Source organism: Flavobacterium pasteuri (assembly GCF_048286615.1).
Lineage (GTDB): Bacteria > Bacteroidota > Bacteroidia > Flavobacteriales > Flavobacteriaceae > Flavobacterium.
Genome location: NZ_JBLVPN010000002.1, coordinates 85,551 through 105,523, shown reverse-complemented (window position 1 = coordinate 105,523; position 19,973 = coordinate 85,551). Strand labels below are relative to the sequence as shown.

The window sequence follows — 19,973 nt, the reverse complement described above, 5'->3', positions numbered from 1 at the left end:
CACGATTTCATTTTGAAGTTTTTTGTTTGTAAATTTGCCCACTCAATTTTTTGACAACGATTTCATTAGTTGAGTTATCTTATGGAAAACAGAAAAAAAGTAGCCTTTTATACCTTAGGTTGTAAACTAAACTTCTCAGAGACTTCTACAATTGCCCGTAACTTGCAAGATGAGGGTTTTGACCGGGTAGATTTTGAGGAAGTGGCTGATATGTATGTGATTAATACCTGTTCAGTTACTGAAAATGCAGATAAGCAGTTCAAGCAAGTCGTGCGAAAAGCAATGAAATTGAATGACAAAGCATTTGTAGCGGCAGTAGGATGTTATGCGCAATTGAAACCGGAGGAATTAGCGAGTGTAGATGGAGTGGATTTAGTTCTTGGTGCAACAGAAAAATTTAAATTGGCAGATTATATCAATGATTTGTCCAAAAATGATTTTGGTGAAGTGCATTCCTGCGAAATTGCCGAAGCTGATTTTTATGTTGGAAGTTACTCAATAGGTGACAGAACACGTGCTTTTTTGAAAGTGCAGGATGGCTGTGATTACAAATGTACCTATTGCACGATTCCGTTAGCAAGGGGAATTTCGCGAAGTGATGAACTGGAAAATGTATTGAAAAATGCTTCTGAAATCTCGAAACAAAATATTAAGGAAATTGTTCTTACCGGAGTAAATATTGGCGATTACGGTAAGGGTGAATTTGGAAATAAAAAACACGAACACACGTTCTTAGAATTGGTTCAAGAATTAGACAAAGTAGAAGGAATCGAAAGATTGCGAATTTCGTCTATTGAACCAAATTTGTTGAAAAATGAAACGATAGAATTTGTATCAAAAAGCAGAACGTTTGTACCGCATTTTCATATTCCGTTGCAATCTGGAAGCAATGATATTCTAAAGTTGATGAAACGTCGTTACCAACGTGAAGTATATACAGAACGTGTAAATAAAATCCGGGAAGTGATGCCACACGCTTGTATTGGTGTGGATGTGATTGTGGGTTTTCCTGGCGAAACAGACGAGCATTTTCTAGAAACCTACCATTTCTTGAATGAAATGAATATTTCGTATTTACACGTATTCACATATTCAGAACGAGACAATACGGAAGCTGCTGCAATGGAAGGTGTTGTTGCTGCTAATGTTCGTGCCAAACGTAGTAAGATGTTACGCGGTTTGTCTGTAAAAAAACGCCGTGCTTTTTATGAAAGTCAATTGGGAACCAATAGAACTGTTTTGTTCGAAAGTGAAAATAAAGAAGGCTATATTCACGGTTTTACCGAAAACTACGTTAAAGTAAAAACACCTTGGAATCCAGCATTAGTGAATACCTTACAGGAAATTAATTTGACGAAAATTGATGAAGATGGAAGTGTACGAATGGAGTTTGTTTCGGCTTTGGTGTAATTAGTTTTTAAACATATAAGTCATATAAGCAAAAGATTAAAAAACCATTAAGGGATTAAGTTCATTAAGTTCATTAAGTTTTACGCTTAATTTTCTTAATCCCTTAATAGTTTTTATTATACCTATCGTCCATTCGACTTTAAGACTTTTGACTTTCGACTACTTTTAAGGATTCGTTGACCAAATACTACTGTTTTTGATGAAAACGCGTCGGTTTAGTTTTAGTTGTGCGATAATTAATTCAGCTATGTCTTCTGCTTGCATGACTTTGTCAGGATTCCCGTCGGTCAAGTTTAATTCTTTGGCCATGTCAGTAGCAACAGTGCTTGGCGTTAATGCCGTTACACGAATATTATGCTTGCGAACTTCCTGCATTAACGATTCCGTTAATCCTAAAACAGCAAATTTTGAAGCACTATAAGCACTAGTTAACGCATTTCCGCTTAATCCTGCTGTTGAAGAAATATTGATGATATCACCTGTTTGTCTTTCAATCATATTAGGCAACACGGCACGCGTTACATAATAAGTTCCCATTAAGTTTACCTGAATGATGCGTTCCCAAGCGGCTGGTTCTAATTCTAAGAATTTTCCAAAAGCAGCTATTCCGGCATTGTTGATTAAAATATCAATAGTCCCAAATTCAGCCAATGCTTTGGCAACGGCAGCGTTTACCGAATTAATATCAGCAACATCAGCAGTTATAGCCAGTGCTTTTACTCTTAACGAACGCACTTTTGCAGCTACACTGTCTATCTCTTCCTGTGTTCTGGCAACCAGAATTATATTTACACCCTCTTTTGCTAATGCCAAAGCGATTGCTTTTCCAATTCCTTTTCCTGCGCCGGTGATTAGGGCATTTTTATTTTTTAAATCTGTCATTTTGATCAAGTTTATATGTTGCAAGCAAAGTTAAACTATTCACTTTTTTTTTAAATAAATCACGGTGTGAAAAAAAGTATAATTTTATAGTACTATAATTGCGATGTTTTGTTGAGTAGAACTAATAAATCCCATAAGAAATGGCACATTATTAAAATTTTAATGTTTTTATATTTTTTATAATGAACAGCAAATAAAAAGCCGATAAAAATTGGGCCAATTATTTGTATTAGAGTTCCGTAGCTATAATGTATAAGCCCGAAAAGAATACTTGATGTAAGGATTGCTACAGGAGTATTTTTCAGTAATATCTCTAATCTGGGAATTAGATAACCCCTAAAAATTAATTCTTCTGTAACACCTGCAGTTATTGATGTAAAGAGGATCAAAAAAATATTGTTTTTAAAAAGTTTCATAACTTCATTTATCTTTTTACTGTCAATATTTGAATCAGCTATTTTAAAAATAAAATAGACAACAAGCATTGTTAAAAAAAGAGAAAGCATTAATTTAACTACCGATTTTAAAAAAAAAATTAGCGAATATTTTTCTTCAGTCCATAATAGAAAAGGCTGTTTTTCGAACTTAATGGAATACATATACAGTAAAAACAGACAAAACCAAATAGCTAATCTGGAGATAGAAAATGTTATTTGTTTACTAAAATTAGTGTGCTCTAATAATTGAAAAGATGCTGCTACGGTAAATAGAACTAGTAGTAAAAATAAAATCCCACCAATTAGGACTGATTTTTTAGTTGTTTTTAAATAGTCCGTCATTTTAAATTAAGTTGATTGTCAATTTGTAAATATCCGTTTCTAAAACTTCGGTGTCTTTATCTTCACAAAGTAGGAACTCTATTTTTTCTTTTGAATCAGTGTACAAAGTCAATCCTTCGAATTTATGGGTGCTGCTAATTTTTTGGGTAAAATCGATTTTCATGGTTTTCAGGTTGATGCTCCCAATAAGACTTCCTAAAACTTCGCCATCATCATATGTAGATTCGGTATCTTCGGCTGTGGCCAAAAAATAAATGCTGTTTTCGACTAAAATAGCATCCGTAAAACTACTGCGCACTCCTTTTATTTTAGGGAGTTTGTAGGCGTTAGAAAGTATAGTGAAATCATTGGTCAGATTTTTTCCTTCTATGGTGAAAAGAACATTTTTATTGGAACTTCCGTTGCCACGATTCAATAAAAACCAACTTTTGCCATTATAGATGGCGCCTTCGAGGTTGAAATCTTCGGGTTTTATTTCTTCGAAATTTTGCATGACGGCATACAAATCGGCTAGGTCATTTGTGGCGATTATCTTTTTATCAATAGAATTGACTTGTATCATTTTGTTCCTTTTCTCGGTGGAACCGGATCCAAAAACATACAAACTATCCTCAAAATGGGTTATGGCTTCAAAATCAGCTTTGTCTTTTTTTAGCGTGTTTTCTGTAGGGTTTTCGAGTAATGGATGGCGTTTTAAATCTTTGGAATCCATTTGATATTCATAAAGGAAACCGCTGTTGTCACCTATAATCAGTAGGGAATTGTCTTTGTAAATGAGTCCGGATGCTGAACCAATGCCGATGATTTGAAATAGTAATTCGAGTGTAATTTTTTCCATTGTATTTGTTTTGAAAACGAGTGCCTAGCCCAGATAGCAGTGGAAATCCTTTTATTATTTTTCTTTAAAATAATAAAAGATTGCAACGAATAGCTGGAAAATGCTCCTTCCTTCGGCTACGCTCAGGATGACATCAAGGATTAATCCTCATTATTTGTTATATTTGAGTTTACAAAGATAAAATATTTCTTATGAAGTCTATAAATCCCGATGATTTTAAAGTGATTGGCAAAATTGATTTGTCTAAAATCCCTACAAACTTGTTTAATGAAGCCAGTGCCGATGATAAAGAGGAAAAACTGGATAAAGTCCAGGCGAAATTGAGCGATTTACAGGATGTGATGTATGCACACAATCGATACAGCGTTTTAATTTGTTTGCAAGGCATGGACACATCAGGGAAGGACAGTCTGATTCGGGAAGTTTTTAAGGAATTTAATCCGCGTGGGGTTGTGGTGCATAGTTTTAAAACACCTAATTCTACGGAGTTAGAGCATGATTACTTGTGGAGACATTATTTGGCTTTGCCTGAAAAAGGGAAATTTGCTGTTTTTAACAGAACGCATTATGAGAATGTTTTGGTTACTCGTGTGCATCCGGAATATATTATGCATGAAAATTTGCCGGGAATCGAAAAAGTGGCTGATATAACACCACAGTTTTGGGAAAATAGGATGGAGCAAATCAATAATTTTGAAAAACATATCACGCAAAACGGAACAATTGTTTTGAAGTTTTACTTTCACATGAGTAAGGAAGAACAACGCAAAAGGTTACTGCGCCGATTGGAAGAAGTGGAGCACCACTGGAAATTTTCGCCCGGAGATTTGAAAGAGCGCGAGCATTGGAAGGAATACATGCAGTATTATGAAGAGGCAATTAATAAAACCGCTACCGAAAATGCACCTTGGTATATTATTCCTGCGGATGATAAGGAAATGGCGCGTTATATTGTTGCTAAAATTATCTGGGAAGAAATGCAAAAACGTACTGATATTAAAGAACCGCAATTAGACGAAAAAGTTAAAGCTAATTTTGAAATGTATAAAGAAATGTTGAAGAAAGAATAAACAAAAAAAATGCGCTGAATTTCAGCGCATTTTTTTAACTAATTCAATATTTTTTATAGTTTAAAACCATAAGCTAAACGTACACCAACTTGTCCTACTCCTCTACCAAGAGAACCGTTACTGTTTAAACGATCAAAATGATTGTAGTGAGTATAGTTCAAAGAAATATCTATGTATTTCGTTGCATAACCTATACTTGGAGATAACAATAAAGAAGTTTTATCTCTGGTATTTTCTACATTACTTGTTGCAAATGCTGCACCAGCTTCTCCCATTAGGTAAAATTGGTCATTCCATACGAAAGCTTTAAAACCTGCTTTAGCTGGGATAATACCTAAATCTTTTCCTTCTGTTTGGTCAGTAAACCCATCAGCTTTGCTTACAAATAAATTAGTGTAACCAGTTGTTAAAGTTAAAGAGTATCTTTTTGATAAATCATATTGTCCTCTTACATCTGCACCAAGGGATAATTTGTAAGGGTCGTTAGTTGAATATCCTGCATTTGCACCAAATCCTAAACGGAATCCTTGATCGTAATTTGTAGCTTTAGTTGTTGTTTCTTGTGCTTGTAAATTGTTAGCAAACATCATTGCTATTGCGAATACAAATAACATTTTGATTTTCCCTGTCGTTTTCATAATTGTAATATTTTTTATTAATAATTTTTTTGGTGTTATCTTGATTTTATTTATTTCAAAACAACGTTACAAATGTATAGCCCTCATAGGCCTGTTTTGTTATAGAATTCCATGGTTTTGTTATAGAATTCCTTGTTGGGTGAAATTATGCCCTAAAAAAAGTGTTATATATGTAATAGTATTGATGCAATTGAAAGCTTCTAATTATCTTTGCCAACAAAAAAAAGCAAAAGTGAATTTATCTCAATATTTCAAAGAGTTTTCTTATAATGTTAAATTAGCGTATCCAGTAGTTCTGGGAATGCTAGGACATACATTAATTGGTATAGTTGATAATTTTATGGTAGGCAAGTTGGGTTCTACTGAATTAGCAGCAGTTTCATTGGGTAATAGTTTTATATTTATTGCTTTGTCTTTAGGAATAGGTTTTTCTACCGCAATTACCCCATTAGTGGCTGAGGCTGATGCTGAAAAAAATGATCAAAAAATCCGCACTACTTTTCATCACGGATTGCTTTTATGTACGATTTTAGGAGTTGCATTATTTATTTTGACCGTGTTGTCTAAACAAATTATGTATTTTATGCACCAACCCAAAGAAGTTGCTGAAATGGCTGCTCCTTACATTGATTGGGTAGCGTTTTCTTTAATTCCGGTGATTATGTATCAGGGCTACAAACAATTTGCTGATGGATTGTCTAAAACAAAATATTCTATGTACGCCATATTTATGGCTAACATAGTGCATGTCTTTTTTAATTATGTGCTGATTTACGGAATTTGGTTTTTTCCAAAATTAGGAATTCTGGGTGCCGCATTGGGAACAGTCTTGTCAAGAATAATGATGGTGGTTTTTATGCATTATCTGATGAAAAAAAATTCGGCATTGAAAAAATATTTTAAGAATTTCAGTTTCAAAGAAATCAAAAAATCAATATTGAAAAAGATTATCAATCTGGGTATGCCTTCAGCTATGCAAATGTTGTTTGAAGTAACTTTGTTTACCGCTGCAATTTGGCTTTCTGGTTCTTTGGGTAAAAATAGTCAGGCTGCCAATCAGATTGCACTTATTCTAGCATCTTCCACTTTTATGGTTGCTATGGGATTAAGTGTTACAGCAATGATTCGAGTGAGTCATACTAAAGGAATGAACGATTATAAAAAGTTGATTGTTGTAGCACGATCCATTTTTCTATTGGCGATTATACTTGAAACTTTTTTTGCGATAATCTTTGTCGTGTTTCATAATTTTTTACCGCATTTATTCTTGAATATGACCGATTCAGCTCAGATGCTAGATAACAAAGAAATAATCCTAATCACTTCAAAATTACTATTGATTGCAGCTATTTTCCAAATCTCAGATGGAATTCAAGTAGTTGTTTTGGGAGCATTACGTGGTTTACAAGATGTAAAAATCCCTATGTACATTACCTTCGTGGCGTATTGGGTTATCGGTTTTCCTATTTCCTATTATTTAGGAAAATATACGGAACTTAAAGCCGTTGGAATCTGGATAGGACTTTTGGCAGGATTAACTGCTGCCGCTTTATTTTTGTATATTCGCTTTGCGAGATTAACAAGAAAGTTGGTGATGCAAAACGAAAATAAATAAAATAATAAATTACTTAAATATTAAATTCATGGAATTACCAAAATTTTTACTAGGCGATAATACTGATTTTCCCGAAGATATTTTCATCATACACCTTGATTACCCTAGATTTATAATCAATCTGAAAGATGATGAGGTAGAGTTTATGGAAGAAGCGGAGGATCTTGACGAAGCAGAATTAAATGCAGAAATGGAAGGATTAATAGTTCTTGCCAATGAGTTTTATGATAGAGAAATTAAACTTTACGAGGAGTAGTTAACTTTTTTTTTACTTAATTCATATTCAAATGAAAAATTTATTTATGTATTTCATGTTTATTTTTGGGACAATACTCATAATTAAAGGGGTTTTTAACTTTTTTCCGTTTGAAATTAAATCAAATATAAACGCAAGTGAAGCCTATAATTCTGGACATATTATAGGATATATTATTGGTAAATTTGGTAAGATTGCTCTTGGTGTTTTAATGTTAAAGTATGGATACCAAATTTATTTAGAAGGGAAAAGAAGAACAGAATAGATTAGTCTTTTTTAAAATACTTTTCTAATAATTTTTGAGCGGCTGCGAAGGGTGAAATTTCATCATTTTGCACCGCTTTTTTAGTTGTATCCAATGATTTTTGAATTTCCGGATTGCTGTAAAAATTGGTTTTCAATTGCTCGTTAATGGTCTCCAGCATCCAATATTGATTTTGTTCTTTTCGTTTTTCAAAGAAGTAATTATTGCCTTTAGTCAGTTCCAGGAATTTTTGAACGGTTTCCCAAACATTAGATATTCCTTCATGGGTAATAGCGCTACAGGCAGCAGTTGTAGGAGTCCAACCTGATTTTTTAGCAGGGAAAAGATGCAATGCTCTATTGAATTCCAGTTTAGCAAGATTAGCTCTTTTGATATTATCACCATCGGCTTTGTTAATGACAATTGCATCCGCCATTTCCATGATGCCACGTTTGATACCTTGTAATTCATCGCCCGCACCAGAAATTTTCAATAAAAGAAAAAAATCAACCATGCTGTGAACGGCAGTTTCACTTTGGCCTACGCCAACGGTTTCTATGATGATGGTATCAAAACCTGCAGCCTCACAAAGCGTAATGGTTTCGCGGGTTTTACGAGCTACACCTCCTAATGTTTCTCCTGAAGCTGAAGGTCGTATAAAAGCATTCTTATCTTTCACCAATTCTTCCATTCGGGTTTTGTCACCCAAAATACTTCCATGCGAAAGCGTACTACTGGGATCAACTGCAAGCACCGCTACTTTTTTTCCTAAACCAGTTAGGTATTTTCCAAATGCTTCAATAAAGGTGCTTTTTCCAACGCCCGGAACGCCTGTAATTCCTATTCTCACGGATTTATTGGCATAAGACAAACAGGCATTTATTACTTCATTGGCTTTCGCCAAATGATTGACATTCGTGCTTTCGACCAAAGTAATTGCACGGCTCAGTGCGGTAATATTTTCGTCTAAAATCCCATCAACGAGTTCTTTTGCCGAAGGTTGTATTTTTCTAAATTGTTGAATATGCCCAACAGCAACGGTGCTGATAATTTCTGGAGCAGAAATTCCGGGTTTTTCGTTTAAGGCACTTGGATGGTATTTCTTATTTGACAAAACTATTTTTTAGAATAGTAAAAATAACAAAAACTATCTTGAATAGACGGTCATTCTATTAAAATGTCATTGCATAATGATGGTTTCTCTTTTGTGGAGGTTATTTTACAAATTTTATTTTTTTGAATTCATTTTATTTATCATTAGTCAATATCTTTGCTGTATTATGACCAACTTCATCCTAATCTTTGTTTTTTTATTCCTAGGAATTGTTTTCCAAAATATAAAAGGTTTTCCTATAACTATTTACAAGCTGTTAAACAAGATTGTTATTTATATTTGCCTTCCAGCGCTGGCATTATATTATATTCCAAAAATAAAATGGAGTAATGAATTGTTATTCCCAATTGGAGTTGCTTGGATTGGATTTGTTGTATCCTACTTATTTTTTAGTTTTTTAGGCAGCAAATTTGGCTGGTCTAAAAAACTCATTGGTTGCTTAATTTTAACAGCAGGTTTAGGCAATACTTCCTTTTTAGGTTACCCAATAATTGAAGCACTATACGGAGAAGAAGGTTTGAAAACGGCTATTCTTGTCGATCAACCCGGTTCTTTTGTGGTGCTTTCTACATTAGGAATTCTGGTTGCAACGTTATATTCCAGTGGCAACCCAAGTGGTTTTCAAATCGCCAAAAAGATTCTTCTTTTCCCTCCATTTATAACTTTTTTGATAGCCTGCTTGATGAATGTTTTTAATGTCGATTTCCAGGATTATGTACAGCTGTTATTTCAAAAATTAGGAAGTGGAGTAACACCTTTAGCTTTACTTTCTGTTGGTTTGCAACTGCGTTTTGACCGTAGAAGTCAACATTGGAAGTTTTTAGGATTGGGACTTCTGTATAAATTAATACTGACTCCGGCTCTCATTTATGTGTTGTATGTCGTAATTTTACAACAGCATTCTAAAATTATTCAAGTAGCCATATTGGAGTCAGCGATGGCGCCTATGATTACCGCTTGTATTTTAGCTTCTACTCACGGTTTAAAACCTCGTTTAAGCAGCATGATGATTGGTTTTGGAATCCCATTGTCTTTTATTACCTTGTTATTTTGGTATTTTGTGGTTCAGTTTGTTTAATTTTTTTTAATCGAATATGGATCAATAATTAGTTATATAGTTTTTTAAAAATATGAATGCATCTCCTGATACTGTATCAAAAATAGATACAACTCCTATTGCTCAGCAAACCGTTTATTCGATATTATTTTCCATTGCATTCGCCCATTTACTGAATGATTTATTACAAGCCGTAATTCCGGCAGCGTATCCTATTTTAAAAGAAAATTTCAATTTAACCTTCACACAAATCGGGTTAATCACCTTGGCATATCAGTTGGCGGCTTCTATATTACAGCCTTTGGTTGGTTTGTATACGGACAAAAGACCAAAGCCTTTTTCTCAAATTTTCGGAATGCTGTTTACCTTATCTGGAATTGTATGTTTATCGTATGCTTCCAGTTTTTTAATGATTATAATTTCGGTAGTTTTGGTTGGTATTGGTTCTTCGATTTTCCATCCTGAAGCTTCCCGAATCTCCTTTTTGGCATCTGGTGGAAAGCGTGGTTTGGCACAATCCATTTTCCAGTTGGGAGGCAATGCCGGAACAGCAATCGGACCCTTATTAGTGGCCTTAATTGTGGTTCCTAATTCACAATATTACATCATTTGGTTTGTGGTAGTTGCCATTATCGGATTGATAGTTTTGAGTAGAATTGCACTTTGGTACCAAAACCATTTAAGTTTAAGAAGTGCAAAGAAAGCGGTAATCGATTTGCCTAATTTATCTCAAAAAAAGATAGTAATCTCAGTGGGAATTTTACTGGTTTTGATCTTTTCAAAATTCTTTTACATGGCCAGCATGTCCAGTTATTTTACATTTTATTTAATCGAAAAATTTGGATTATCGGTTCAGGAAGCGCAATTTCATTTGGTTTTATTTTTGGCCTCTTGCGCCATAGGAACCTTAATTGGCGGACCGTTAGGCGATAAATTCGGAAGAAAATATGTAATTTGGTTTTCAGTTTTGGGAGCCGCACCTTTTACTTTATTGTTGCCGTATGTCGATTTGTTTTGGACAGGCGTTTTGTCAGTTGTAATAGGAATCATAATCTCGTCTGCATTTCCGGCAATCTTAGTTTATGCGCAAGAATTATTGCCTAAAAAACTCGGAATGGTTTCCGGTCTTTTCTATGGTTTTGCCTTTGGAATGGGTGGTTTAGGTTCTGCTTTATTAGGGAATCTTGCAGATCACACCAGCATAACGTATGTGTATTATCTTTGTGCTTACTTGCCTTTGATAGGGATTATAGCGTTCTTTTTACCTAATTTAAAGAAAAAATAGCACTTCTTTTCAGGAGCTTTCTCCTGCTTAGCTGTGATCTTTTATTGGTTTCTAATTTAGTTGAAAACTATGCACTTTTAGTGTATTTCCCTTTTAGGTTCTAAAAATTTTACCACGAATTTCGCGAATTTTACAAATTAACTCGTGCTAATTTGTGTAATTTGCGGTAAAAAATAAGTTTTGCAACCGTGCAGACTTTAAGTCTGCCAACCACATTTATGGACTTTCAATCCATAGTGATTTAGTTTTTAAAGAAAAAAACAAAAGGATTGCTCTCGAAATTTCGGGACGATTAGCGATAGGGCTTTTGGTTTCCTAATTATATTTTATTATTTCTTTAAATTTTCTCTTTATCTCTTCATCTCTTTGTTGGAATTTCCAACTGATTTAATTAAAAAAAATGAATAGTTACTTCTTATTAGTGATTAATAACCCCGAAATGATGATTCCCATACTTATGATTTGGGTTGGTAAAATGGCTTGATTAAGAAAAAAATACGCCAGGAACCCACTGAATACCGGAATCAAATAATAAATTAAGGCTGTTTTTGAGGTTCCAATTAGTCGAATGGCTTCGTTCCATAAATAAAATGAAATTAAGGAAGCGCAGATGCCTACATATGTGGTTACCAAAACTGTTTTAGTATCAAAAATCACTTTTTTGCAATAAACGTGTTCATATAGATAAAAAGGAAACAGTAAAATTGTACCAATTACGAAAACACTGAACAAGAATACCTTTGGACTTAATTCACTTGGTTTTTTACGCACTAAAATAGTGTAGTAAGCAAAAAAGAAGCAAGCCATTAGCATTAATAAATCCCCAATCGTGAATTTGATATGGAGTAATGCTTGTAAGGAACCTTTGGAAATAAGCACTAAAACTCCTGTGATTATGGTTACAATTCCCACTATTTTTAAATTGGAAACTTTCTCTTTAAAAATAATTCTGGAAAGGACAACAATAAACAAGGGAATCGAAATGGCAATTAACGATAAGTTTACAGCACTTGTTGTTTTTCCTGCAAAGTATATCAGCGTGTTAAAAATAGTAATGCCTAATACAGCGGTAAGCGTAAGATACCGAATGTGTTTTTTTACGATTTTTAAATTTTCAAGAGTACTTTTTATAGCTAATGGAGCCAGAACAATACAAGCAACTGTCCAGCGCCAAAAAGCCAGTCCAATAGGAGGAATGTGCCCTTTTATCCCACTTGCAATTACCATATTTACGGACCAAAGAAAGGTAGCTACCAGGGCAAATAAAACTCCTTTAGTAGTGTTATTCATTAAATAAGACTATTTATTTTAGCATATTGTAACAACATAATCGTCTTTGCGTCTTGCATTTTGCCAGATTCAATCATAGCATAAGCTTCGTCAAAAGACATTTCCATTACATCTATATTTTCTTCTTCATGTGCTACTCCGCCACCGTCGCTTACTTTCATAGATTCATCGTATTCACCAACAAATAAATACAAAATTTCAGTTACGGCACCAGGCGACATATACGTTTCCATCACCTTTTTGACCTTAGAAATACGATATCCTGTTTCTTCTTCAGTTTCTCTTATGATGCACTGCTCCGGATTATCAGCATCTAAAAGTCCAGCACAAACTTCTATCATCATTCCGGTTTCGTTTCCGTTTAGATACGTTGGTAAACGAAATTGTCTCGTTAGAATAACTGTTTTTTGTTCAGTGTTATAAAGTAAAATGGCGGCGCCGTTTCCTCTATCGTAGACTTCTCTTTTTTGGGTAATCCAAGAGTCGTCTTTTTTTTGATAGTCAAAAGTTACTTTGTTTAAAATATACCAATTGTCAGATAGCAATTCGGTTTTTTGGATTTTAATAGTTGGATTTTTCATTCGCTTGGATTGGTTTTTTAACTAAAAAAAACGTCCCGATTTATCGGGACGTTTAGTAAACTTATTTTAATATGGTTTGCTTTCTGTCAGGACCTACAGAAACTATTTTGATAGGAACTTCTACTTCTTTTTCAATAAATGCAATGTATTCTTTTAACTCTGTCGGTAATTCATCGTAGGTAGTCATGCCAGTCAAATCTTGTTTCCAACCTTTGAAATCCTGATATACTGGAGTTACATTTTCTGGTTCGATGTTATAAGGGAAATGAGAAATTTTCTCTCCTTTATAATTGTATTCCGTACATACTTTTAAGGTTTCAAAACCTGAAAGTACATCGCCTTTCATCATCATTAATTGTGTTACACCATTAACCTGAACAGCATATTTAAGCGCTACTAAGTCTAACCAGCCACAACGTCTTTGTCTTCCGGTTACGGATCCAAATTCATTTCCTACACGTGCCATAGTTGCACCATCTTCGTCAAAAAGTTCAGTAGGGAACGGGCCACTTCCTACGCGTGTTACGTAAGCTTTGAAAATTCCGTATACTTCCTTGATTTTATTTGGAGCAATCCCTAAACCGGTACAAGCACCAGCAGCAGTAGTATTTGATGAAGTTACAAATGGATATGTTCCAAAATCAACATCCAATAATGAACCTTGAGCACCTTCACATAATATTGATTTACCTGCTTTTTGGGCTTGGTGTAAATACTCTTCGCTATCAATGAAATCTAATTTTTTTAATTCTTCGATTGCTTCAAAGAATTCAGTTTCCATTTCAGCTAAATTGTATTGAATTGATACATCATAAAATTTGATCATTTCTTCATGCTTGTCAGCTAATGCTCTGTAACGATCTGCAAAATCTTCAAGTTCAATATCACCTACACGAATACCATTTCTTCCGGTTTTGTCCATATATGTTGGACCAATGCCTTTTAACGTAGAGCCAATTTTTGCTTTACCTTTAGAAGCCTCAGAAGCCGCATCTAATAAACGGTGAGTAGGCAAAATTAAATGTGCTTTTCTTGAAATGATTAATTTGCTTTTGATGTCTAAATTAAATTTTTCAAGACCTTCAATTTCTTTTTGAAAAACCACAGGATCAATTACTACTCCATTTCCAATGATGTTTACAGCAGTTTTATGAAAAATACCAGAAGGAATAGTTCTAAGAACATGTTTTATTCCGTCAAATTCCAAAGTATGTCCTGCATTTGGACCTCCTTGAAAACGAGCGATAATGTCATAATTTGAAGTTAGAACATCAACAATTTTTCCTTTTCCTTCATCTCCCCATTGTAATCCTAGTAATAAATCTACGGTCATTCTATCTGTTATTTGTAGTTAGTTTTTATGTTTATGAACGATTTTGTTCGTCCAAGTTGTTCTTTTGTCTTTTGGTTCCATAGAGATACAATGAGTGATTGGTTATCTCTATATCAAATATTTCTTCGATTGTTTTTTTGATACTTTGAATTCTTGGATCACAAAACTCAATTACTTCGCCAGTATCAGTCATTATAATATGATCGTGCTGTTTGTCAAAATATGATTTTTCATAATGAGCCTGATTTTGTCCAAATTGGTGTTTACGCACTAAAGCACAATCTAATAGTAATTCGATCGTGTTGTAAAGAGTTGCTCTACTCACACGATAGTTTTTATTTTTCATTTTGATATAAAGGTTCTCTACATCAAAATGTTCTTCGCTATCGTAAATTTCCTGAAGGATAGCATAACGTTCAGGAGTCTTGCGATGTCCTTTTTTTTCAAGATACATTGTAAAAACATTTTTTACAATTTCTTGGTTTTTGGTGTTATCTGTGGAAATGAGTGTCATATGCGGGCAAAGATAAATTTTTTAGTTTAAAGTATAAAGTTTAAGGTTTGTTTAGTTTCAAGTTTTTTAATTTCAAGTGGAGCAAATGGAGATTTGAAACTAAAAACCGGATTTTTTTTCTATGTTTTATAAACCCTTGTTACTTTATCGATTCCGTCAATTTTTTTGATGTTGTTTATCATTTTTTTCAAAATGGTATTGTTTTGAACAATTACTGCAACTTGACCATGAAAAATTCCTGCATCAGTACTCAAAGAAATACTCTGAATATTAACATGCATGTTGTTTGAAATCACCTTTGTTAATTGGTTTGTAAGTCCTAAAACATCCATTCCTGTAACGTTAATAATGGCTTTGAATTCTTCTTGTGAAGAGTCAATCCATTTGGCTGACATGATACGATATGCATAGTTAGATTGCATGCCAATGGCGTTTGGGCAATCTTTTTTGTGCACTTTTATTCCTTCGTTGATGGTTACAAACCCAAATACATCATCACCTGATATGGGGTTGCAGCAAGGCGATAATTTGTAATCCAATTTATCGTGTTCTTTGCCAAAAACGAGCATGTCATAATTACTGCTTATTACTGGTTTGTGAATATCCTCATCTGAAGTGCTGCTTGGAGAGCGTTTCATTTTATTTTTGAAAAAATTAATGAAAGTATTGCTCTTTTGCGCAGCGTAATCCTTGAGCTGTTGGTTTTCAATAGCCCCGATTCCTACTCTATAGAATAAATCCAGACTTGTTTTTAGTTTAAAAAAATTGACTAATTCATTAATCACTTGCTCGCTTAACGTGATTTTCAAATGCTTTAATTTTCGGGTCAACAGTTCTTTTCCTTCTTCGCCAATTTTCTTGGTATTCTCGTTTAGAACGTTTTTTATCTTTGTTTTGGCTCTCGAAGTAGTCACATAATCCAGCCAGTTAATGGTTGGTTTTTGATGTTGTGAAGTAATAACTTCTATTTGATCCCCACTTTTCAATTCGAAATTCAAAGGAACTAATTTTCCATTGACACGCGTTCCTCTGGTTCGAATTCCTATTTCGGAGTGAATACTGAACGCAAAATCAAGTGAAGTGGCTCCTTTAGGCAATGATTTTATTTCTCCTTTTGGAGTAAATACAAAGATTTCTTTAGAATATAAATTCATTTTGAAATCTTCTACAAAATCTACTGCATTTGTTTCGGAATTTTCTAAAGCTTCTTTTAGTAAATTTAACCATACATCCAAACCACTTTCTTCGGTAGCACCGTTCTTATATTTATAATGTGCGGCATATCCTTTTTCGGCAATTTCATCCATACGTTCGCTTCGAACTTGTACTTCAACCCATCGCCCTTTTGGCCCCATTACTGTAATGTGCAAGGCCTCGTAACCGGTAGATTTTGGTGATGAAATCCAATCGCGTAACCGGCTTGGACTAGGTCTGTAATGATCCGTAACAATAGAATATATTTTCCAAGCAACGAATTTTTCTTCATGTGGATTCGCTTTGTATACAATACGCAACGCAAATTTATCATACACTTCATCAAAACTCACGTTTTGCGCCTGCATTTTTCTGCGAATAGAATAGATAGATTTTGGACGTCCTTTTATAATATATTCAACTCCTTCGGCATCTAAAGAGGCTTTCAGGACATTAGAAATATCTTCAATATAAGCATCTTGCTCTTCTTTGGTTTCTTTTATTTTACTTACAATTTCTTTATAAATAGCAGGTTCCGTGTATTTTAGTCCTAAGTCTTCCAGTTTGGTCTTTATGTTATACAAGCCGAGTCTATGTGCCAAAGGTGCATAAATATAAAGGGTTTCCGATGCAATTTTGGTTTGTTTGTCCTCCTGCATTGATCCCATAGTCTGCATATTGTGCAAACGATCGGCTAGTTTAATCAGAATTACGCGAACGTCATCATTTAGTGTAAGAATCATTTTTCTAAAATTTTCGGCTTGTAACGAGGCGTTCAAATCCTTTTGAACCATAGATATTTTTGTTAATCCTTCAACGATTTGAGCCACTTTAGGATTAAATAAACGTTCTATATCTTGTATGGTAGTAGGCGTGTCTTCTACAACATCATGCAATAATGCAGCAGCGATGGATGTAGCTCCCAGACCTATCTCGGAAGCAACAATTTTTGCCACAGCAATAGGGTGGAAGATATAGGCTTCACCTGATTTTCTGCGTTGCTCTTTATGAGCTTCTACGGAAACGTCAAATGCTTTTCGGATGAGTTTTTTATCTTCAGGTGTTAAAGTTTGGTAACTTATGCGAAGCAATTCTTTATATTCTTGGGCAATTGCCTTGTTTTCTTTTTCTAAATCTATTTCTGTCATAACGGCATTGTTCATTTCCTAAAAATAAGAATAAGTTGGGAGATATGCAAATGTATATTTGAATTTTAAAGGAAAGAAACTAGATTTTTTTTTTAATTTTTAATCAAAAATCTAAAACCCTCTCTGTCTTTTGGCTTCAAAAATCAAGATGGCAGCTGCTACCGAAACATTCATTGAATCAATCTCGCCCTGCATTGGAATAATAATATTTTGGGTTGCTTCTTTTCTCCATTCTTCTGTTAATCCAGTGGCTTCCGTTCCAACAACTAAAGCGGTTGGCGCAGTGTAATCCTGTGTGTGATACGAAGTGGAGTTTTGTAAAGTAGCACAATAAAAATTGATTTTTCGTTCTTTCAAAAAGGCAATAATTTCAGAGGTAGTTCCAGTGGCAATTTGGTTGGTAAACAAACAGCCCACACTGGAACGCACAATATTTGGATTGTATAAATCGCTTTTAGGATTGGCAATAATTACCGCATCAAGATTAGCAGCATCGGCAGTACGAAGCAAAGCTCCTATATTTCCGGGTTTTTCTGGTGCTTCGGCAATAAGAATCAATGGGTTTTCAGATAATTTCAAATCAGATAATTGCATCGATTTGGTTTTGGCTACAGCCAAAATACCTTCAGTGGTATCTCTGTAAGCGAGTTTTTGATAGACTTCTTTATTGATTTCTATCAGCTCGGCATTTTTATATAATTGACGCGCTTCGTTTTCCGAACAAATTTCAGGTAAAAATAAGAGCGTTTCTATTTCGTAACCGCCTTTGATGGCTATAGAAATTTCGCGTTTTCCCTCAATTAAAAAGGTTCCGGATTGTTTACGTGCTTTTGCTTTTTCCTGCAATTGCACTAAAGATTTTATGTATGGATTTTGTATCGAAGTGATTTGTTTCAAGAGGTACAACTATTTAATTTATAGGAAACAAAGATACATAGAGAAAATTCAGTTTTCTATATTTGGATTCGAATATTTATCTGTTGTAATGTACGTTGATTAAATGTAGTCAATAGGAGTTGGTTACACGAGTATTTTCTTTAATTTTGCCTAAATCATATGCAATTGATAGCATTTTTTTTATCCATTTTTAAATCCAAAAAAACAGCATGTTCCATTTATTAGACATCATCGGTACGATGGCTTTTGCCATGTCTGGCGCTTTGACGGCAATGAATAAAAAAATGGATCCTTTTGGTGTATTTATTATTGCATTTGTAACTGCTGTGGGCGGTGGAACCTTGCGAGACATTATGATTGGCAGGACGCCGGTGGGATGGATGCTGGATTTAAAATATGTTTATGTTATAATTATCGGATTTATACTAGCCATTATTTTTAGAAAAAAATTCGACAGATTGCGAACGTCTTTGTTTTTATTTGACACCATTGGGTTGGGCGTTTTTACTTTAATAGGTCTTGAAAAAGGAATAAACATTGGACTTCATCCATTTATTTGTGTGGCTTTAGGGACAATGACAGCTTGTTTTGGAGGCGTTATTCGAGATATTTTGTGTACTGAAATACCCGTTATTTTTAGAAGAGAAATTTATGCAACAATTTGTATTTTGGGTGGAATTGTTTTCTTTATCCTTCGAGAATTTAATTTTGAAAAGGATGTTTTATATTTAACAACCTCTCTAGTTATCATTTCGGTTCGATTGATGGCCGTTAAATTTAAATGGTATTTGCCTACTTTAGAACATAAATAAAAAATGCTTAATTTCACGAAGTCTAAAATCAAATAGTGAAAAATTATTCCGTCAAACAATACCAGGAAAGCGATTATATAAATTGGAATGCCTTTATTGGTCAAGCCAAAAACGCTACATTTTTATTTCACCGTGATTTCATGGAATATCATAAAGAGCGATTCGAGGATTTCTCCTTGATGGTTTTTGAGGATGAAAAACTGATTGCTGTTTTACCGGCAAATAAAGCTGGAGCAATAGTTTTTTCCCATCAAGGTTTGACGTATGGTGGATTAGTTTGTAATGAACAATCCAAATTAACGACTGTAATTAATGCTTTTAGGTCTGTTTTGTTGTTTCTTAATGAGAATAAAGTAGAGAAACTGCATGTGAAAACAATTCCGTCGATTTATCATACTAAACCCTCCGAAGAAATTCAATATGCTTTATTTTTGGCAGAAGCCAAATTGGTAAGACGAGATAGTTTGTCGGTTATTGATTTGTCACAGAAAAATAATTTTTCAAAAATCAGAAAAAGAGGTATTCAAAAAGGGATTTTAAGTGGTTTGATAATCAAAGAAGAAGAGGTTTTTGAATCCTTCTGGAATGAAATATTGATTCCAAACTTAAATGAAAGACACGATGCAGAGCCAGTTCATTCCATTGCAGAAATGAATCTTTTAAAAAATAATTTTCCTAAAAATATAAGACAGTTTAATGTTTATTTTAACGATAAAATTGTTGCAGGAACTACAGTTTTCGAAAGTGAAACGGTTGCACATTGCCAATACATCTCTAAATATGAAAAGGATGAGAATCTTGGTAGTTTAGATTTTTTATATCATTTCTTGATTACGGAAGTTTTTGCTGAAAAACGATTTTTTGATTTTGGAATTTCCAATGAAGACCAAGGACGAAAATTGAATGAAGGCTTGTCTTATTGGAAAGAAAGTTTCGGAGCTAGTACAATAGTACATGATTTTTATGAAGTAGAAACGGTAAATCATTTCAAATTAGAAAATATATTTATCTAATAA

The 19,973-nt window shown here is 34.0% G+C and carries 20 protein-coding genes; 9 read left to right on the top strand and 11 right to left on the bottom strand.

Annotated elements, in window-relative coordinates; all coding sequences use genetic code 11:
• Positions 1–81: 81 nt before the first annotated feature.
• Positions 82–1,410: a tRNA (N(6)-L-threonylcarbamoyladenosine(37)-C(2))-methylthiotransferase MtaB gene (gene mtaB / locus ACNQF6_RS03100; RefSeq protein ID WP_417963155.1), complete on the top strand. Its 1,329-nt coding sequence runs from the start codon at positions 82–84 to the stop codon at positions 1,408–1,410.
• A 165-nt stretch (positions 1,411–1,575) separates the two neighbouring features.
• On the opposite strand, the gene ACNQF6_RS03095 is transcribed toward mtaB, so the two are convergent.
• The 3 genes from ACNQF6_RS03095 to ACNQF6_RS03085 form a co-directional block, all read right to left on the bottom strand.
• A complete protein-coding gene (locus ACNQF6_RS03095; protein WP_417963153.1) occupies positions 1,576–2,292 on the bottom strand; it encodes a 3-ketoacyl-ACP reductase in 717 nt (238 codons plus the stop codon).
• A 92-nt stretch (positions 2,293–2,384) separates the two neighbouring features.
• The gene (locus ACNQF6_RS03090; RefSeq protein WP_417963151.1) at positions 2,385–3,071 is read right to left on the bottom strand and encodes a CPBP family intramembrane glutamic endopeptidase; all 687 of its coding nucleotides are present in this window, start codon (positions 3,069–3,071) and stop codon (positions 2,385–2,387) included.
• A 1-nt stretch (position 3,072) separates the two neighbouring features.
• Entirely contained in the window at positions 3,073–3,909 is an 837-nt protein-coding gene (locus ACNQF6_RS03085; RefSeq protein WP_417963149.1) for a DUF6929 family protein, read from the bottom strand.
• 191 nt (positions 3,910–4,100) lie between these two features.
• Between ACNQF6_RS03085 and ACNQF6_RS03080 the strand changes: the two genes are divergently transcribed.
• Positions 4,101–4,979: a PPK2 family polyphosphate kinase gene (locus ACNQF6_RS03080; protein ID WP_417963148.1), complete on the top strand. Its 879-nt coding sequence runs from the start codon at positions 4,101–4,103 to the stop codon at positions 4,977–4,979.
• 53 nt (positions 4,980–5,032) lie between these two features.
• On the opposite strand, the gene ACNQF6_RS03075 is transcribed toward ACNQF6_RS03080, so the two are convergent.
• A complete protein-coding gene (locus ACNQF6_RS03075; RefSeq protein ID WP_417963146.1) occupies positions 5,033–5,617 on the bottom strand; it encodes a hypothetical protein in 585 nt (194 codons plus the stop codon).
• 232 nt (positions 5,618–5,849) lie between these two features.
• Here ACNQF6_RS03075 and ACNQF6_RS03070 point away from each other — a divergent pair, with 232 nt between their 5' ends.
• From ACNQF6_RS03070 to ACNQF6_RS03060, 3 genes are read left to right on the top strand one after another with little or no spacing between them, the layout of a single operon-like run.
• Positions 5,850–7,232 carry an MATE family efflux transporter gene (locus ACNQF6_RS03070; protein ID WP_417963143.1) on the top strand — a complete coding sequence of 461 codons (1,383 nt, stop codon included), beginning with the start codon at positions 5,850–5,852 and terminating at the stop codon, positions 7,230–7,232.
• Positions 7,233–7,260: 28 nt separating this feature from the next.
• Positions 7,261–7,488 (top strand): hypothetical protein, encoded by a 228-nt coding sequence (locus tag ACNQF6_RS03065; RefSeq protein WP_091204000.1) that lies wholly within the window; start codon positions 7,261–7,263, stop codon positions 7,486–7,488.
• Between the two features lie 31 nt (positions 7,489–7,519).
• Positions 7,520–7,753 (top strand): hypothetical protein, encoded by a 234-nt coding sequence (locus ACNQF6_RS03060; RefSeq protein WP_417963141.1) that lies wholly within the window; start codon positions 7,520–7,522, stop codon positions 7,751–7,753.
• 1 nt (position 7,754) lies between these two features.
• Here the strand turns inward: ACNQF6_RS03060 and meaB are convergent, their stop codons facing one another.
• The gene (gene meaB, locus ACNQF6_RS03055; RefSeq protein ID WP_417963139.1) at positions 7,755–8,846 is read right to left on the bottom strand and encodes a methylmalonyl Co-A mutase-associated GTPase MeaB; all 1,092 of its coding nucleotides are present in this window, start codon (positions 8,844–8,846) and stop codon (positions 7,755–7,757) included.
• 166 nt (positions 8,847–9,012) lie between these two features.
• Here meaB and ACNQF6_RS03050 point away from each other — a divergent pair, with 166 nt between their 5' ends.
• Both ACNQF6_RS03050 and ACNQF6_RS03045 read left to right on the top strand, forming a co-directional pair.
• Positions 9,013–9,924, top strand: coding sequence for an AEC family transporter (locus ACNQF6_RS03050; RefSeq protein WP_417963137.1), 912 nt, complete (start codon positions 9,013–9,015; stop codon positions 9,922–9,924).
• 52 nt (positions 9,925–9,976) lie between these two features.
• Positions 9,977–11,188: an MFS transporter gene (locus ACNQF6_RS03045; RefSeq protein ID WP_417963135.1), complete on the top strand. Its 1,212-nt coding sequence runs from the start codon at positions 9,977–9,979 to the stop codon at positions 11,186–11,188.
• Between the two features lie 408 nt (positions 11,189–11,596).
• Here the strand turns inward: ACNQF6_RS03045 and ACNQF6_RS03040 are convergent, their stop codons facing one another.
• The 6 genes from ACNQF6_RS03040 to ACNQF6_RS03015 all read right to left on the bottom strand — a co-directional run bounded on the left by ACNQF6_RS03040 (position 11,597) and on the right by ACNQF6_RS03015 (position 18,145).
• Complete coding sequence (locus ACNQF6_RS03040; RefSeq protein WP_417963133.1) at positions 11,597–12,478, bottom strand: DMT family transporter; 882 nt, start codon at positions 12,476–12,478, stop codon at positions 11,597–11,599.
• Positions 12,478–13,059, bottom strand: a complete 582-nt coding sequence (gene nudK / locus ACNQF6_RS03035) for a GDP-mannose pyrophosphatase NudK (RefSeq protein ID WP_417963131.1) — start codon at positions 13,057–13,059, stop codon at positions 12,478–12,480. Before nudK ends, ACNQF6_RS03040 begins: the two co-directional genes overlap by 1 nt.
• Positions 13,060–13,120: 61 nt before the next feature.
• A complete protein-coding gene (locus ACNQF6_RS03030) occupies positions 13,121–14,392 on the bottom strand; it encodes an adenylosuccinate synthase (protein ID WP_417963129.1) in 1,272 nt (423 codons plus the stop codon).
• A 31-nt stretch (positions 14,393–14,423) separates the two neighbouring features.
• Entirely contained in the window at positions 14,424–14,906 is a 483-nt protein-coding gene (locus tag ACNQF6_RS03025) for a Fur family transcriptional regulator (protein ID WP_417950345.1), read from the bottom strand.
• A 119-nt stretch (positions 14,907–15,025) separates the two neighbouring features.
• The gene (locus tag ACNQF6_RS03020; protein WP_417963126.1) at positions 15,026–17,248 is read right to left on the bottom strand and encodes a RelA/SpoT family protein; all 2,223 of its coding nucleotides are present in this window, start codon (positions 17,246–17,248) and stop codon (positions 15,026–15,028) included.
• 111 nt (positions 17,249–17,359) lie between these two features.
• On the bottom strand, positions 17,360–18,145 hold the full coding sequence (locus ACNQF6_RS03015) for a TrmH family RNA methyltransferase (protein WP_417963124.1): 786 nt from the start codon (positions 18,143–18,145) through the stop codon (positions 17,360–17,362).
• 209 nt (positions 18,146–18,354) lie between these two features.
• Between ACNQF6_RS03015 and ACNQF6_RS03010 the strand changes: the two genes are divergently transcribed.
• Together ACNQF6_RS03010 and ACNQF6_RS03005 are read left to right on the top strand one after the other, a co-directional pair.
• Positions 18,355–18,957 carry a trimeric intracellular cation channel family protein gene (locus ACNQF6_RS03010; RefSeq protein WP_417963122.1) on the top strand — a complete coding sequence of 201 codons (603 nt, stop codon included), beginning with the start codon at positions 18,355–18,357 and terminating at the stop codon, positions 18,955–18,957.
• 35 nt (positions 18,958–18,992) lie between these two features.
• Complete coding sequence (locus tag ACNQF6_RS03005) at positions 18,993–19,970, top strand: GNAT family N-acetyltransferase (protein ID WP_417963120.1); 978 nt, start codon at positions 18,993–18,995, stop codon at positions 19,968–19,970.
• Positions 19,971–19,973: the final 3 nt, after the last annotated feature.